The organism is Hydrogenophaga luteola (assembly GCF_042648585.1).
Classification (GTDB): Bacteria; Pseudomonadota; Gammaproteobacteria; order Burkholderiales; family Burkholderiaceae_C; genus Hydrogenophaga; species Hydrogenophaga luteola.
On sequence record NZ_JBHRXX010000007.1, the window covers coordinates 510,350 to 526,599 of the forward strand.

Genomic DNA, 16,250 nt, shown 5'->3' on the forward strand with positions numbered 1-16,250 from the left:
TGTGGTGGGACGATTGTAGCGATCAGGCCGTATTTTTAGGCTCGCGACCCAGGATCTCCGCCGTCTTGGCATCGACCTGTTCGCGCAGGGCTTTGCCAGGCTTGAAGTGAGGCACCCGCTTCTCGGGAATCATCACGCTTTCGCCCGAGCGCGGATTGCGTCCGATGCGGGGCGAGCGGCGGTTGACAGAGAAACTGCCGAACCCCCGGATCTCGATCCGGTGGCCTTTCACCAGGGCATCACCCATCGCGTCCAGGATCGCCTTGACGGCGAACTCGGCATCGCGGTGGGTGAGCTGGCTGAAGCGGCTGGCCAGTGCTTCGACAAGGTCGCTGCGGGTCATGTCTGATCTCGGGCGTTGGGGAGTCCGGAGCAGCGCTGGGCCCTGCCGGAGCGTGAAGCACCGGCAGAAGCCTCAGGCGGGATCTCAGTTGTTGCTGTCCAGCTTGGCCTTGAGCAGGGCGCCCAGGTTGGTGGTGCCGGCGTTGCCGGTGTTCTGGTTCAGGCTGGCCATGGCTTCGTTCTGGTCGGCCATGTCCTTGGCCTTGATCGACAGCTGGATGTTGCGGGTCTTGCGATCCACGTTCACCACCACGGCCGTGACTTCGTCGCCTTCCTTGAGCACGTTGCGGGCATCTTCCACGCGGTCGCGGGAGATTTCCGAGGCGCGCAGGTAGCCGATGACGTCTTCGCCCAGGTCGATTTCAGCGCCCTTGGCGTCCACGGTCTTGACCTTGCCGGTCACCACGGAGCCCTTGTCGTTGACCGACACGAAGGTGGTGAACGGGTCGCCGTCGAGCTGCTTGATACCCAGGGAGATGCGCTCGCGCTCCACGTCGATGGCCAGCACGATGGCTTCGACTTCCTGGCCCTTCTTGAAGTTGCGCACGGCGGACTCGCCCGGCTCGTTCCAGGACAGGTCGGACAGATGCACCAGACCGTCGATGCCGGCGGCCAGACCCACGAACACGCCGAAGTCGGTGATCGACTTGATCGGGCCCTTGACGCGGTCGCCGCGCTTGGTCTGCTCGGCGAACTCGTGCCAGGGGTTGGCGCGGCATTGCTTCATGCCCAGGGAGATGCGACGCTTGTCTTCGTCGATGTCCAGCACCATGACTTCGACTTCGTCACCCAGCGACACCAGCTTGGACGGGGCGACGTTCTTGTTGGTCCAGTCCATTTCGGAGACGTGCACCAAGCCTTCGATGCCCGGCTCGAGTTCCACGAACGCGCCGTAGTCGGCGATGTTGGTGATCTTGCCGAACATACGGGTGCCTTGCGGGTAGCGGCGTGCCACGCCCATCCAGGGGTCGTCGCCCATCTGCTTCAGACCCAGCGAGACGCGGTGCTTCTCGGTGTCGAACTTCAGGATCTTGGCGGTGATTTCCTGACCAGCCGTCACCACTTCGGACGGGTGACGGACACGGCGCCAGGCCATGTCGGTGATGTGCAGCAGGCCGTCGATGCCACCCAGGTCCACGAACGCACCGTACTCGGTGATGTTCTTGACCACGCCGTTGACGATGGCGCCTTCCTTGAGCGTGTCCATCAGCTTGGCGCGCTCCTCGCCCATGGAGGCTTCCACCACGGCGCGGCGGCTCAGCACCACGTTGTTGCGCTTGCGGTCGAGCTTGATGACCTTGAACTCCATGGTCTTGTTCTCGTACGGCGTCAGGTCCTTGGTCGGACGGCTGTCGACCAGCGAGCCCGGCAGGAAGGCGCTGATGCCGTTGACCATGACCTTGAGGCCGCCCTTGACCTTGCTGGAGGTCGTGCCGGTGACGAACTCGCCGGATTCCAGGGCCTTTTCCAGAGCCATCCAGGAGGCCAGGCGCTTGGCCTTGTCGCGCGAGAGCAGGGTGTCGCCGAAACCGTTTTCCACGGAGTCGATCGCCACGGACACGAAATCACCGACCTGGACTTCGAGTTCGCCCTGGTCGTTCTTGAATTCGTTCAGAGGCACGTAGGCTTCCGACTTCAGACCAGCGTTGACCACCACGTGGTTGTGCTCGATGCGCACGACCTCGGCGGTGATGACCTCGCCCGAGCGCATTTCAGCGCGCTTGAGGGACTCTTCGAAGAGGGCGGCAAAAGATTCAGACATTGAATTTCCTATGACCACTTGGCGTCGGACAGCGGCGGCACCGCAGAAGGGTGCGCGAGGTTTCGACGTGTGGGCGGCGTTTACGTTGCGGTGCGTGACACCGCGGGTTAAGTGAAAGAACCATCTGGCCTGCGGGCTGTGAGCACCCGGCGGGGCCTTCTGGGCCATCGAAAAGGCGGTTCAGTTGCCTGGGACCGCCGCTGTGCCCTGCCACCAGTCAAGAACCCGTTGCACCGAGGCTTCGATGCTCAGGTCCGAGTTGTCCAGCAACTGGGCGTCTTCCGCAGGTTTCAAAGGGGCGTGAGTGCGGGACATGTCCCGGTGGTCGCGCGTCTTGAGGTCTGCCAAAAGGTTGTCGATGCTAGCAGAAATTCCCTTGGAAATCAACTGTTTATGGCGTCTTTGCGCCCGTTGCTCGACGCTGGCGGTGAGAAACACCTTCAGCCTGGCGTCCGGGAAGATGACCGTGCCCATGTCGCGGCCATCGGCCACTAGCCCCGGCAGGCGCCGGAAGCTCTGCTGCAGGTCGTGCAGAGCCTCCCGCACCGCCGGGTGCTGCGACACCCTGGAGGCCATGCCACCGGTGGATTCCAGCCGCAACGGATCGGTGATGTCCCGGCCACCTAGAAAGACGCGGTGATCCCGGAAGGCCAGCGGCAGATGGGCCGCCAGACGGGCGAGGGCCGCTTCATCGTCCAGGTCCAGGCCTGCATCCTGAGCAGCCAGGGCCGTGGCGCGATAGAGCGCACCCGAGTCCAGCAGGTGAAACCCTAGCCGTCGTGCGACCTCCGAGGCCAGCGTGCCCTTGCCCGAAGCGGTGGGGCCATCGATGCAGATCACCGGAATGCGCGCCGTCGGCGTGGCACACAGTTCGAACAGGGTTTCGAAGTAGTCCGGGAAGGTCTTGGCCACGCACTTCGGGTCTTCAATGCGCACGGTGACGCCGTCCGGATTGAAGGCTGCCAGCGAAAAGCACATCGCGACCCGGTGGTCGTCGTAGGTGTGGATGCTTGCACCCGTCCAGCGGGCGGGCGGCGTGATGCGGATGAAGTCGGCGCCTTCTTCGACCGTCGCGCCCAGCTTGCGGCACTCGGTCGCCATGGCCGCGATCCGGTCGGTTTCCTTGACCCGCCAGCTCGCGATGTTGCGCAGCGTGGTGGTGCCGTCGGCATAGAGCGCCATGGCCGCGAGCGTCATCGCGGCATCGGGGATGTGGTTGCAGTCCAGATCGATGGCCTTGAGCGGCCACTGGCCGCGCCGGATGTGCAGGCGGTTGGCTTCGCCCGACACGTCGGCGCCCATCATCCGTGCCGCTTCGACGAAGCGGATGTCGCCCTGTATGGACGACAGACCCACGCCCTCAATGGTCACGCCATCGGTGTCCTCACGGGCAGGCGCCAGCGCACCCAGCGCAATGAAATAGCTCGCCGATGAGGCGTCTCCTTCGACGTGGACCAACCCGGGGGACACGTAGCGGCTGCCAGCGGGAATCGTGAATCGGGACCAGTCGTCGCGCTGCACGCGCACGCCGAACCGTTCCAGGAGGTTGAGCGTGATCTCGATGTACGGTTTGGAGATCAGTTCGCCAACCACGTCGATTACCACCGGGCGCTCGCGCGCCACCAGCGGCAGGGCCAGCAGCAGGGCAGTGAGGAACTGGCTGGAGACGTCACCACGCACCCGGATGGGCTGATCCAGCTGGAGCGCAGAAGGTGTGCCATTGCCCAGGCGCAGGGGTGGGTAACCTTCCTGACCCAGGCAATCGACGGGGCAGCCCAACTGGCGCAGCGCGTCGACGAGGTCACCGATGGGCCGTTCGTGCATGCGGGTAATGCCGCTCAGCTCGAAACGTCCGCCCTGCTCGGCGGCCAGCAGCGCGAGCGCTGCGGTGAGCGGCCGCATGGCGGTGCCGGCATTGCCCAGGAACAGCGCAGCATCCCGCACCGGCAGCTGACCACCCAGGCCGTGCACGCGCAGCAGGTTGTCGGGGCGTTGTTCGATGTGGCAACCCAGCTTGTCGAGCGCCGCCAGCATGACGCGGGTGTCGTCCGAATCGAGCAGGTCGGCAATGTCGGTGTGACCGGCACTCAGCGCCGAGAGCAGCAGCACGCGGTTGGAGATGCTCTTGGATCCGGGCAGGCGGACGGTTCCGCCCGCACTTTCCAGAGGCGGTATGTCGAGATGGGCAATGGCGTACATGCGCTGGGAGGGTCAGCTCTGGGGCTTGTGGGCGCTCATGCGCCACCGCGAGCGGGTCTGGCTGGCTTTGTCGATCAGGGCTTCGAGTGCGTCCGGATTGCCTGTAGCAATCGCGGACTCGAAAGCGTGCAGGGCACGCTGGAACTGGCGGGACTGTGCGATCAGTTCCTCGCGGTTGGACAGCAGGATGTCGCGCCACACGCTGGGATCGCTGGCAGCGATCCGCGTGAAGTCGCGGAAACCGGGACCGGCCAGGGAAAGGAATTGCTTTCCGTGTTCATGGCCGGCGATGGCGTTCATGAGCGCGAAGGCAATCATGTGAGGGAGGTGGCTGACCGCCGCATAGGCTGCATCGTGCGCCTCGGGTGACATGCGCTGCACATGGCAGCCCAGCGCCGTCCAGAGCTGATCCGCCTTTTCCAGCTGGACCGTCTGGGTGCGTTCGATGGGAGTGAGGATGACTTGGCGGCCCTGGTACAAGTCGGCGTCGACGTTCTCGACGCCTGCCAGTTCCTTGCCTGCAATCGGGTGCGCCGGCACAAACACGCCCACCTGGTCCTTGAGCACACGCCGCGCCGCGTCGATGACCTCCCGTTTGGTGGAGCCGACGTCCATCACCAGTGTGTCCTTGGTCAGCAGATGGCGGATCGCCTTGAAGGTGGCCTCGGTGGCAGACACCGGGACGGCGACCAGCACCAGATCGGCGCCCGAAACGGCCAGCAATGCAGAAGGCGCTTCGATGTCGATGACACCCATCTGGCGGGCGCGTTCGGTGGTGGATGGTGACTTGCTGTACCCGACGACACGTTTGACCAGCCCGGCCTTCTTCATGGCCAGGGCGAACGATCCGCCCATCAGGCCGCAACCGATCAGGCCCAGTTGTTCAAATTTGAGAGGAGGGGCGTTCATGTCATTCGCTGACCGGATAGGCACCCAGCACCTTGTAGAACGCGCACAGGCTCTGCAGTTCCTTCAGGGCCGCGGCCACATTGGGCTGCGAGGGGTGACCCGCGAGGTCGATGTAGAAGTAGTACTCCCACTGGCCGGACTTGGCCGGGCGGGACTCGAACCGCGTCATGGAGACGCCATTGTTCTTCAGCGGCACGAGCAGGTCGTGCACTGCACCCGGGCGGTTCGGAACCGACACCACGAGACTGGTGCAGTCGCGCCCAGAGGCCGGTGGTGTGGCCAGGGTCTGCGGCAGACAGATCACCAGGAAGCGTGTGCGGTTGTAGGCCTCGTCCTGAATGGCGTGCGAGACGATGTGCAGACCGAACTGTGCTGCGGCACGCTCGCTAGCAATCGCAGCCCAGGCGGGGTTGGTGGCGGCCAGCCGTGCGCCTTCGGCGTTGCTGGACACCGCACGTCGCTCGGCCCTGGGCAGATGCTGCGTCAGCCAGCCCTGGCACTGGGCCAGCGCCTGAGGGTGGGCCAGCACCACCTCGACCGCATCCAGGTTGTTCACCTGGCGCAGCAGGTTGTGGCGAACCAGCAGGCTGACTTCGCCCACCACGTGCACGGGGGAACGAAGGAACAGGTCCAGCGAGCGCGCCACCACACCTTCCGTGGAGTTCTCGACACCGACCACACCGAACTGGGCCGTGCCCGCGGCAGTGGCGTGGAACACCTCGTCGAAGCTGCTGCAGTAAATCAGGTTGGCGGCGCTGCCGAAGAACTCGATCGCGGCCTGCTCGGTGAAGGTGCCCTCGGGGCCGAGCACCGCCACGCGTTGCGGGGCTTCCAGCGCCAGGCAGGCCGACATGATCTCGCGCCAGATGGACGCCACGTGCTGGTTCAGCAGCGGGCCCTGGTTGGCGTGCTGGATCTTGTCTATCACCTGGGCCACGCGGTCGGGGCGGAAGAACGGCGAGCCTTCGGCGCGTTTGATCTCGCCCACCTGTTCGGCGACAAGGGCACGCTGATTCAGCAGAGACAACAGTTGCTGGTCGATGCTGTCGATCTGCACGCGCAGACCGGCGAGCGCTTCGGACTGGACGGGTTGTTGGCTCATGCGCAGGTCTTTTCAAAATCGCGCATGTAGTCCACCAGCGCCTGCACGCCCGCCAGCGGCATGGCGTTGTAGATGCTGGCGCGCATGCCGCCCACCGACTTGTGGCCTTTGAGCTGCAGCAGGCCGCGCTCTTTTGCCCCGGCCAGGAAGGCGTCGTTGCGGCCCTCGTCCCGCAGGAAGAAAGGCACGTTCATGCGCGAACGGCAGCCCTTGGCCACCTTGTTCACGTAGAACTGGGAATGGTCGATGAAGTTGTAGAGCAGGTTGGCTTTGCCCAAGTTGCGCGCCTCCATGGCGGCGATACCGGTGAAGTCACCTTCCTTCTGGCGCTTGAGCCACTGGAACACGAGCCCCGCCATGTAGATGCTGTAGGTGGGCGGGGTGTTGTACATGGACGCGTTGTCGGCCACGACGCGGTAGTCGAATGCGCTCGGGCAGATCGACAGAGCGTGGCCCAGCAGGTCCTCACGCACCACCACAAGCGTCACGCCAGCCGGGCCCAGATTCTTCTGCGCACCGCCGAAGGCGAGGCCAACACGCGACCAGTCCACAGGGCGCGACGCGACGTGCGACGAAAAGTCGATCACCAACGGAGCATTGCTGCCCAGGGCCTTGAGATCAGGCAGCTCATGAAACTCGACGCCGTGGATGGTCTCATTGCTGCAGATGTGCACGTACTTCGCATCGGCGCTGAGCTGCCAACTGGCAGGGGGCGGCAGGCTGGTGTGGCCATCGGCTTCATTGCTGGCGATCACCACCGGAGCGGCATACTTTCGCGCCTCTTTGGCCGACTTCTGGCTCCAGCTGCCGGTCACCACAAAGTCAACGGTGCCTCCGCGAGACAGGTTCATCGGGACGATCGCGTTTTCTGCCAGCCCCCCGCCCTGCATGAACAGGATGCGGAAGTGCGATGGCACCGCCAGCAGTTCGCGCAGATCGGTCTCTGCCCGCGCCGCGATGGACATGAAATCCTTGCCGCGGTGGCTCATCTCCATCACGCCCATGCCGCTGCCGTTCCAGTCCAGCATCTCGGTTGCGGCCTGCTGCAGCACCTCTTCGGGCATGGCGGCCGGACCGGCCGAGAAGTTGTAGGGGCGCTGGGTCATTCGGCGCCACCCGCCACTTCATCGTTTCCTTCTGCTGCTTCTGGTGCATTGGCATCGTTTTCCACGATGCGCTGCAAGCCCGACAGCTCGGCCCCTTCGTCCAGCGCGATCAGTGTCACGCCCTGTGTCGCGCGGCCCATCTCGCGGATCTCGCTCACGCGGGTGCGCACCAGCACGCCCTTGTCGGTGATCAGCATGATCTCGTCATCGCTGTGCACCAGCGTGGCAGCCACCACCTTGCCGTTGCGCTCGCTCTGCTGGATGGCGATCATCCCCTTGGTGCCGCGGCCGTGGCGGGTGTATTCGCCGATCGGTGTGCGTTTGCCGTAGCCGTTGACCGTGGCCGTCAGCACGCTCTGCTGTTCGTCCTCAGCCACCAGCATGGCGATCACGCTCTGGCCATCTTCGATCATCATGCCGCGCACGCCGCGCGCGTTGCGACCCATCGGGCGCACATCGTTCTCGTCGAAGCGCACGGCCTTGCCGCCGTCGCTGAACAGCATGACGTCGTGCTGACCGTCGGTCAGCGCGGCACCGATCAGGAAGTCACCCTCGTCGAGGTCCACCGCGATGATGCCTGCCTTGCGCGGGTTGCTGAACTCGTCCAGCGCCGTCTTCTTCACCGTGCCCATGCTGGTGGCCATGAACACATAGTGGTCGGCCGGGAAGCTGCGGAACTCGCCGGTCAGTGGCAGCACCACGTTGATCTTCTCGCCTTCCTGCAGCGGGAACATGTTGACGATCGGACGGCCTCGCGAGCCGCGCGAGCCGGCAGGAACTTCCCAGACCTTGAGCCAGTACAGCCGGCCGCGGTTGGAGAAGCACAGGATGTAGTCGTGCGTGTTGGCGATGAAGAGCTGGTCGATCCAGTCGTCTTCCTTGGTCGCCGTGGCCTGCTTGCCGCGACCGCCGCGCTTCTGGGCCCGGTACTCGGACAGCGGCTGGCTCTTGATGTAGCCGCTGTGCGAGAGCGTGACCACCATGTCGGTCGGGGTGATCAGGTCTTCGGTGCTCAGGTCCTGGGCACTGTGCTCGATTTCGCTGCGGCGGGCGCCCAGCTTGGTCTGACCGAACTCGGTCTTCACCGCCACCAGTTCGTCACCAATGATGGTCGACACGCGCTCGGGCTTGGCCAGGATGTCCAGCAGGTCGTCGATCTCGGCCATCACGTCCTTGTACTCGGCGACGATCTTGTCCTGCTCCAGCCCGGTCAGGCGCTGCAGGCGCATCTGCAGGATTTCCTGGGCCTGCGTCTCGGACAGACGGTACAGGCCATCGCTCTGCATACCGAATTCGCGCTCGAGGCCCTCGGGGCGGTAGTCATCGGCGTTGACCGTGCCGCCATCGGCCTTGGCGCGGGTGAGCATCTCGCGAACCAACTGGCTGTCCCAGCTGCGGGTCATCAGCTCGGCCTTGGCCACCGGCGGCGTGGGGCTCTCGCGGATGATCTTGATGAACTCGTCGATGTTGGCCAGCGCCACCGCCAGACCTTCGAGCACATGGCCACGGTCGCGTGCCTTGCGCAGGTTGAACACGGTGCGGCGGGTCACCACCTCGCGGCGGTGTTCCAGGAAGACCGTGATCAGGTCCTTGAGGTTGCACAGCTTGGGCTGACCATCGATCAGCGCCACCATGTTGATGCCGAAGGTGTCCTGCAGCTGCGTCTGCTTGTACAGGTTGTTCAGCACCACCTCGGGCACTTCACCGCGCTTGAGCTCGATCACCAGACGCATGCCCGACTTGTCCGACTCGTCCTGGATGTGGCTGATGCCTTCGAGCTTCTTCTCGTGCACCAGTTCGGCGATGCGCTCCTGCAGCGTCTTCTTGTTGACCTGGTAGGGGATCTCGTCAACGATGATCGCCTGGCGCTGGCCCTTATCGATGTCCTCGAAGTGAACCTTGGCGCGCATCACCACGCGGCCTCGGCCGGTGCGGTAGCCGTCCTTGACGCCATTGATGCCGTAGATGATGCCGCCCGTGGGGAAGTCGGGCGCGGGGATGATCTCCATCAGCTCGTCGATGGAGCAGTCCGGGTTCTTCAGCGAATGAAGGCAGGCGTCCACCACCTCGTTGAGGTTGTGCGGCGGGATGTTGGTGGCCATTCCGACCGCGATACCGCCCGAGCCGTTGACCAGCAGGTTGGGCAGACGGGTTGGCAGCACCAGCGGTTCTTTTTCGGAACCGTCGTAGTTCGGGCCGAAGTCCACCGTCTCCTTGTCGATGTCCGCGAGCATCTCGTGCGCGATCTTGGACATGCGGATTTCGGTGTAGCGCATGGCGGCGGCGTTGTCGCCGTCCACCGAGCCGAAGTTGCCCTGACCGTCCACCAGCATGTGGCGCAGAGAGAAGTCTTGTGCCATGCGAACGATGGTGTCGTACACCGCGCTGTCGCCGTGCGGGTGGTACTTACCGATCACGTCGCCGACGATACGGGCCGATTTCTTGTACGGACGGTTCCAGTCGTTGTTCAGTTCGTGCATCGCGTACAGCACGCGGCGATGCACCGGCTTGAGGCCGTCCCGGGCATCCGGCAGGGCACGCCCCACGATCACGCTCATCGCGTAATCGAGATAGCTGCGGCGCATTTCCTCCTCAAGGCTGATCGGCAGGGTTTCTTTGGCGAACTGGGTCATGAGCTTTGAAGGGGTCCGTGACGGAGAGGGAAAGCGAATAATTTTAGTGGACGGGTCGGCCGCAGGTCCGGGTGCAGCCATGTTGTGTGTGGGCAACGTGCAAACGGGCTTCGTGGATGAGCTTCTCCCTGTGCCGACCTTGGTATTCCAGAGGCTTGTGGCACAATGATTTGAGCGTTACAGGTGGTGGTCACCTCGAGCGCGCTCAATCAGAAATCAGCCGTCTGCGGCTTACTCCAAGAGGAAAACCATGAAAAAACTGAACTCAGTGGCAATGCTGTTCGCAACCGCCGCCATGGCATCGGCTGCTTTCGCTGCTCCCTCGAGCGGGACTGCGACGAACGACAACTGGCGCAGCGGCCATGGCAACCTCCAGTGGAAGAACGGTGATGGCACTTTGTGCTGGCGTGATGCCAACTGGACGCCCGCCACTGCAGCCAAAGGCTGTGACGGCGCCATTGTGCCGGCTCCTGCCCCGGCACCAGCTCCGGCCCCCGCACCTGCCGCAGCCCCGGCACCGGCCCCCGCACCGGCTCCTGCCGCCCCGGCTGCTCCCGCCGCCACCAAAGTGACCTATGCCGCCGACGCCTTCTTTGATTTCGACAAGGCTGTTCTGAAGCCCGAAGGCAAGGCCAAGCTGGATGATCTGGCCGACAAGGTCAAGGGCATCAACCTGGAAGTGGTGATTGCCGTCGGCCACACCGATGCCACCGGTTCCGATGGCTACAACCAGAAGCTGTCCGTGCGTCGTGCTGAAGCCGTCAAGGCCTATCTGGTGAGCAAGGGCATCGAAAGCAACCGCGTCTATACCGAAGGCAAGGGCGAAGGCCAGCCGGTGGCAGACAACGGCACCAAGGAAGGCCGTGCCAAGAACCGCCGCGTGGAAGTCGAGGTGGTGGGCACCCGCACCAACAAGTAAGACTTGCCCGACTCGTCTCTTCAAAAAAGCCCCAGGCGTGCAAATGCCTGGGGCTTTTTGCTGGGCGCCCGATGCTGCTTCCTGGGCTTCGCTAGCATTTTGATGGCACCGTTGCATGCGGGTGAGGCCCTTATCCTCTCGCCAGAATGTCTCGACGTCGTTGTGCGCTCGGAGTTCCGGCGTCCGATCGTGGTGGCCGTGTTGTCGCCAAGGATGGTTTACAGCATGACCGAGTGGCCCCGCATGAGGGCGGCGGCGGAGGGCGCCGGGTTCGATGTTGTCGCCTGGTGGGCTTCCGACCTGGCGGAAGACGAGGGTGCTATGGCAGCGGAAAAAGCAGGGTGGTCGACCCACGAGATAGCCCATCTTGTCCGGGTGCCCCACGCGTGCTCCGTATTGCTGGGGCATCCGAATCATTACCCTTACAGTCAGGTGCTGGATCGAGGGAGGCTGCACGCTTGGCCGATCTGGGGTGTGATGCCGAATCAGGCTTGGGTTGAATCCTTGCGCTGGCGGTGGCGGTCGTTGCAGCAAGCCGGGGAGGGGCTCGGACCATGACACAGGCGGTGTTGCAGCGAATGGCGCCGTGGACCCTGGCCTGCTGCGTTGGTCTGGCTTGGCCCGCGCGCGCCACAGAGGCTTCATGCATTCCCGCGGTCAGCTACCTGCCCCTGGACGCTGCGGTCGTGGGGGCTGACGCGAACGGTCTGCCCGCCTTGGGCACCTATGAACGCATCAGCCCTGACGGGCGGTTTGTGTTGCGCTCGTACTCGGGCAAACGCCTGGGGGAGGTGTCGCTGATGGAGCTGCCCTACGAGCCGGATGACCGTATCCGCGCCTACCGGACGCCCTTGAGCAACGAGGCCTTTCCTGTGCAAGGCAGCTGGCGATACCTGGTGGATGTGGATGGGCGCCACTTCCGACTGCGCGATGTGCTGCGGTCTGAGGACGGTGCCAAACCGCTGTTTCAGGGCGGAATGCGTGGCTTCTACGCGGCCGCATCCGAACTGGATGCCCGCGAAGCGCCAGATTCGTCACTGGTCTGGATCAGGTCCATGAGCTGGCCGCAAGGAGACCGGTCCGGTCAGGGCACGGGGCCGTTGCAGGTCCGGACCATCGCGATCCGCGACGATGGCCGGGTGGCAGAGGTCGTGTCCGACACCGGTCCCCAGTTCATCTGTGGCTCGCGGCAGGCCGCCGACGGTGGGGTGTACACCTTGCCCATGATTTCTGTGGATGGGCGCGAGTTTTCAGCCATACCCATCAACCCACGGGTGGGCCAACCCTCGATGCGCGTGTATGGGCTGTCGACCGTGATTCCTGGTGCAGATCATGGTTGTCAGCCTAAGATGGACCTCAAGGCTTCGCCAGGGAAGGCTGTGTTCGCATTTCCGGGCCGTGGCTCCGCGATGCTGGCCTTCACCGACAACGCCAGCGTGTACTTCGTCGACCGGCGCACCCCGCTGCAGGATCAGGTGTTTCGCATTGACGACGAGCGTACGCAGGTGCTGGCGAGCGCTTTTCCTGGATTCACGCGCGACGGCCGCATTGTTTTTGGCGCCACTTGGCAGGATTGCACGGCCGATGGTCGGTGTGAAAGCCGGGCTGGCTACGTGGTGGCCGACCCGTATCAGAACGCCGACTACCGGCAACAGGTTCAACGCCTCGGCCTGTTGCCAGAGAAGGTCTGTATCACGCGCGCCGATGTCCAGGGGGAGCGCAAGCGCTTTGCGTCCGAGAGGGGGCTGGCGCCTTGAGCACATGGGACAATAAAAACATGAACAACGTCAATGCCGACCCGGCCGAACTGGCCAAATTCTCCGATCTGGCTCATCGCTGGTGGGACCCCGACAGCGAGTTCAAACCCCTGCATCAGATCAACCCTCTGCGACTGGGCTGGATTGATGCCCAAGTGACGCTGGCAGGCAAGCGCGTTCTGGACATCGGATGCGGCGGCGGCATTCTGTCCGACTCCATGGCGCGCAAGGGCGCGGACGTCACGGGCATCGATCTCTCAACCAAGGCGTTGAAGGTCGCGCAGCTGCATGCGCTGGAAGCCGGAACCCAGAACGTGTCGTATCGCGAGGTCAGTGCCGAGGATCTGGCACTGGAGCAGCCCGCCGGCTTCGATGTGGTGACCTGCATGGAGATGCTTGAGCATGTCCCGGACCCCGCTTCGGTGGTGCGTGCGTGTTCCACTCTCGTAAAGCCTGGCGGCTGGGTCTTTTTCTCGACCATCAACCGCAACCCCAAATCGTTCCTGTTTGCGATCGTCGGCGCCGAGTACCTGTTGCGCATGCTTCCCAAAGGTACGCACGAATACGCCAAGATGATCCGTCCGAGCGAGCTGGCGGCGCACTGCCGTGCCGCTGGTCTGTCGCTGGAGCAAACCCGGGGCATGGAATACAACCCCTTGACCCAGCGCTACTGGCTCAGTAGCGACACCAGCGTGAACTACCTGGTGTCCAGCCGCAGGCCATGACGGCTTTCGCGGGCATCCGGGCGGTGCTGTTCGATCTGGATGGCACCCTGATCGACAGTGCCCCCGATCTCGCGGGCGCGGCCAATGCAATGCGCATCAGCCGCCAACTGGCGCCTATTCCCGTGGATCGTTACCGCGCGCATGCGGGCTCCGGTGCGCGCGGCATGTTGCGGGTGGCTTTTGATACCGGGCCTGGCGATCACGGCTTTGAAGACCTCAGGCAGGAATTTTTCGATTGCTACCAGGACCGGTTGCTGCTGCAGACCCGTCCGTTCGAGGGTGTCGAGACGCTGCTGGACACGCTGTTGAGGCAGGGTCGCTTTTGGGGCGTGGTGACCAACAAGGGTGAGCGCTTCACCCGGCCTCTGACCCAGTCCATGCCGCTGTTTGCCAGGGCCTCTGCCGTCATCAGTGGCGACACAACGCCACACACCAAGCCCCATCCTGAGCCCCTGCTGGAAGCAGCCCGCCGCATCGGGGTTGCGTCCGCGGATTGTCTCTACGTCGGCGACGACATTCGCGACATACAAGCCGGCCGAGCTGCGGGAATGCGCACAGTGGCTGCGATGTACGGCTATCTGGGGCCAGAGGCCGACGTTTCGACCTGGGGAGCGGACGAAATCATTGAAGGGCCCCTTGGGCTCTTGAAATGCCTGGGACTGCCTTAAACTACCGACTCTAAGGGGCTGCACTGGTTTCGACGTGGGTTCGGACACGCAGCAGGGCATGTCGAGGTTCTGTCACCTCGTAAAACAGCAGAAAAAAACTAACTGCAAACGACGAACGTTTCGCACTCGCCGCTTAATTGCCGGTGAGCTTTGCAACAGCAGGCCTATGGGCTGGGCAAGGGTCTGATCAGCGCAAGCTGTGAGGGTCCAGGCTGCAAAGTTATTTACATAGGCTGGTCGTGCGACGGGCAACTTGTCGCACGGTGAGATCCAAGGTTGCTGGCGTCCTGGGCAGCGTGCCACTGCGCGGCTCAGGGGGTGAGATCCAAAACAGACGGCTACACATGTAGAACTGCTCGAAGAAGGCTTGCGGACGGGGGTTCAAATCCCCCCAGCTCCACCACCTACCCAACCCCAGCCGTCACCGGCTGGGGTTTTTCATTGCCGTTTTGTCATGCTTGCGTTGCAGGACATCCTTTTCAGTCAGGGTTTCGGAACCCGCCGTGTCTGCTGCGGACTGGTCCAGCAGGGGTTCGTGCAACTGGGCGAGGCGCGGGAGCCTTGCACGGACCCCGGAGCCATGCTGGATGAGGTCGGCCTGGTTTTCTGGGTGCAGGGCGAGCGCTGGATCTATCAGGAGTACGCCTACCTGATGCTGCACAAACCGGCTGGTTTCGAGTGCTCCCAGAAGCCTGGGGCTCATCCAAGTGTGTACACGCTGCTGCCGGCCCCACTGCGCCTGCGGGGTGGTGGTGCCGCTGCTGGGGTGCAGGCGGTGGGGCGGCTGGATCAGGACACCACGGGATTGCTGCTGCTGTCCGACGATGGCAAGTTCATTCACCGGATGACGTCACCCAAGCACCATGTGCCCAAGGTGTACCAGGTGCAGGTGAAACATCCGCTCGATGAGCGCCAGACAGTCCGTCTGATGGATGGCGTCGTGCTGGACGATGACCCGAAGCCGGTTCGTGCAGCCGCATGCCGGGCTCTGGGGCCGAACCGTCTGGAATTGACGCTCACGGAGGGCAAGTACCACCAAGTCAAGCGCATGGTGGCCGCTGTCGGAAACCGGGTCGAGGGGCTTCACCGCTCCCGGATTGGAGCCATTGCACTGACCGATGAGCTGCCCGTCGGGCATTGGCGGTGGCTAACCGCCAGCGAGGTGGCTGAGCTGAGCCGCAAACATTGAGCCCCGGTCGCGGTCTGCACCGGTCAGAGCAGATCGCCTTTACGGCTGTCGAGTGGCATCAGGAACGAATTGTCCTGCCACTGGGAGCCCAGGTCGCTGACGCGTGAATCACCTGTGGTGCTGCCGGGCCAGGTCGACAGGGGACTGAAGTCGCTGTGACGGGTGTTGCGCTGGCGGTTCAACGCCGAGCGCAGATTCGCCTGAGCCGCGATGATGGCACGCTCTTCCTGCTCGTGCTCGCGCATGCTCTGGGCAGTGGGGGTCTCGCCGAGAAACTCGCTGCGGATTTCGGAAACCGTGGGCAGGCTGGACGAACGAACCACCCAGTAGGGGAGCCCGCATTGCGTGAGAAGGGAGTGTTTGAGTTGGCGCGTGCTCCTCGGGATGCCCGCCCGTCCAGGCACGTCCAGACAGCCGACCACCCGTCCGTCGGACTTGCAGATGGTGAACGTGCAGTAGACGCCCCCAAGCAGCCGGTACCAGTCCATTCCTTGTTGCTTCTCCCGGGGCAAGGTGAAGCGGGTGACCGGTAGCTTGATCATCACGTGGTGATCGTAGAAGGCCCGGGACAGCCAGTGCCACACCTGCAACTCTTCGGAGTTTGCGATCACGCGGGTATCCAGCGGCCACCGCTTGGGAATCCTTCGCTGGGCCCGGGCTTTTCGGCTCTCCCAGAGGCGATATATCCACGCGCCGGTCCCCAGCAGAGCGGGCACCAGCATGGACAGAAGCCAAGGGTTGTTCCAGGCGGTCATGCAAATTTCAGTGACGGAGTGTGACCAAATGTAGTCGGATGATCGCGCAAACAGGCGGTTTTGTCGCAATTTGACACGTCGTTTGCGTGATTTCCTTGGGGATTGGAGCTACTCGCCAACCACAGCTCGCGGTTGTGAGTGCGCGTATCACGCTGGTCTCCGAACGGCAAACCCTACATTCTGC

13 protein-coding genes and 1 other RNA gene are annotated in these 16,250 nt (G+C 63.7%); 6 read left to right on the plus strand and 8 right to left on the minus strand.

Annotated features, from left to right (window positions below):
- Positions 1-22: 22 nt before the first annotated feature.
- The 7 genes from ACFOPI_RS17170 to gyrA form a co-directional block, all read right to left on the minus strand.
- Positions 23-343: an integration host factor subunit beta gene (locus tag ACFOPI_RS17170; RefSeq protein ID WP_066254364.1), complete on the minus strand. Its 321-nt coding sequence runs from the start codon at positions 341-343 to the stop codon at positions 23-25.
- Positions 344-427: 84 nt separating this feature from the next.
- A complete protein-coding gene (gene rpsA / locus ACFOPI_RS17175) occupies positions 428-2,104 on the minus strand; it encodes a 30S ribosomal protein S1 (RefSeq protein WP_382176391.1) in 1,677 nt (558 codons plus the stop codon).
- Between the two features lie 180 nt (positions 2,105-2,284).
- On the minus strand, positions 2,285-4,303 hold the full coding sequence (locus tag ACFOPI_RS17180; RefSeq protein WP_382176393.1) for a bifunctional 3-phosphoshikimate 1-carboxyvinyltransferase/cytidylate kinase: 2,019 nt from the start codon (positions 4,301-4,303) through the stop codon (positions 2,285-2,287).
- 12 nt (positions 4,304-4,315) lie between these two features.
- Complete coding sequence (locus ACFOPI_RS17185; RefSeq protein WP_382176395.1) at positions 4,316-5,212, minus strand: prephenate dehydrogenase; 897 nt, start codon at positions 5,210-5,212, stop codon at positions 4,316-4,318.
- A gap of 1 nt (position 5,213) precedes the next feature.
- Positions 5,214-6,314: a prephenate dehydratase gene (gene pheA, locus ACFOPI_RS17190; protein WP_382176398.1), complete on the minus strand. Its 1,101-nt coding sequence runs from the start codon at positions 6,312-6,314 to the stop codon at positions 5,214-5,216.
- Complete coding sequence (gene serC / locus ACFOPI_RS17195; protein WP_382176400.1) at positions 6,311-7,420, minus strand: 3-phosphoserine/phosphohydroxythreonine transaminase; 1,110 nt, start codon at positions 7,418-7,420, stop codon at positions 6,311-6,313. The genes pheA and serC overlap by 4 nt, the downstream gene beginning before the upstream one ends.
- Entirely contained in the window at positions 7,417-10,053 is a 2,637-nt protein-coding gene (gene gyrA / locus ACFOPI_RS17200; protein WP_382176403.1) for a DNA gyrase subunit A, read from the minus strand. The genes serC and gyrA overlap by 4 nt, the downstream gene beginning before the upstream one ends.
- A 250-nt stretch (positions 10,054-10,303) precedes the next feature.
- On the opposite strand from gyrA, the gene ompA reads away from it, so the two are divergent.
- From ompA to ACFOPI_RS17230, 6 genes are all read left to right on the plus strand, one after another.
- Entirely contained in the window at positions 10,304-10,972 is a 669-nt protein-coding gene (gene ompA, locus ACFOPI_RS17205) for an outer membrane protein OmpA (protein WP_382176405.1), read from the plus strand.
- A 554-nt stretch (positions 10,973-11,526) separates the two neighbouring features.
- Positions 11,527-12,729 carry a hypothetical protein gene (locus ACFOPI_RS17210; RefSeq protein WP_382176407.1) on the plus strand — a complete coding sequence of 401 codons (1,203 nt, stop codon included), beginning with the start codon at positions 11,527-11,529 and terminating at the stop codon, positions 12,727-12,729.
- A 20-nt stretch (positions 12,730-12,749) separates the two neighbouring features.
- On the plus strand, positions 12,750-13,454 hold the full coding sequence (ubiG, locus tag ACFOPI_RS17215) for a bifunctional 2-polyprenyl-6-hydroxyphenol methylase/3-demethylubiquinol 3-O-methyltransferase UbiG (protein WP_382176410.1): 705 nt from the start codon (positions 12,750-12,752) through the stop codon (positions 13,452-13,454).
- Positions 13,451-14,122: an HAD-IA family hydrolase gene (locus ACFOPI_RS17220; RefSeq protein ID WP_382176413.1), complete on the plus strand. Its 672-nt coding sequence runs from the start codon at positions 13,451-13,453 to the stop codon at positions 14,120-14,122. Before ubiG ends, ACFOPI_RS17220 begins: the two co-directional genes overlap by 4 nt.
- Before the next feature lie 14 nt (positions 14,123-14,136).
- Positions 14,137-14,525: a transfer-messenger RNA gene (ssrA, locus tag ACFOPI_RS17225) on the plus strand.
- 51 nt (positions 14,526-14,576) lie between these two features.
- Complete coding sequence (locus tag ACFOPI_RS17230) at positions 14,577-15,311, plus strand: 16S rRNA pseudouridine(516) synthase (RefSeq protein ID WP_382176416.1); 735 nt, start codon at positions 14,577-14,579, stop codon at positions 15,309-15,311.
- Between the two features lie 23 nt (positions 15,312-15,334).
- On the opposite strand, the gene ACFOPI_RS17235 is transcribed toward ACFOPI_RS17230, so the two are convergent.
- The gene (locus ACFOPI_RS17235; protein ID WP_382176419.1) at positions 15,335-16,066 is read right to left on the minus strand and encodes a DUF2726 domain-containing protein; all 732 of its coding nucleotides are present in this window, start codon (positions 16,064-16,066) and stop codon (positions 15,335-15,337) included.
- Positions 16,067-16,250: the final 184 nt, after the last annotated feature.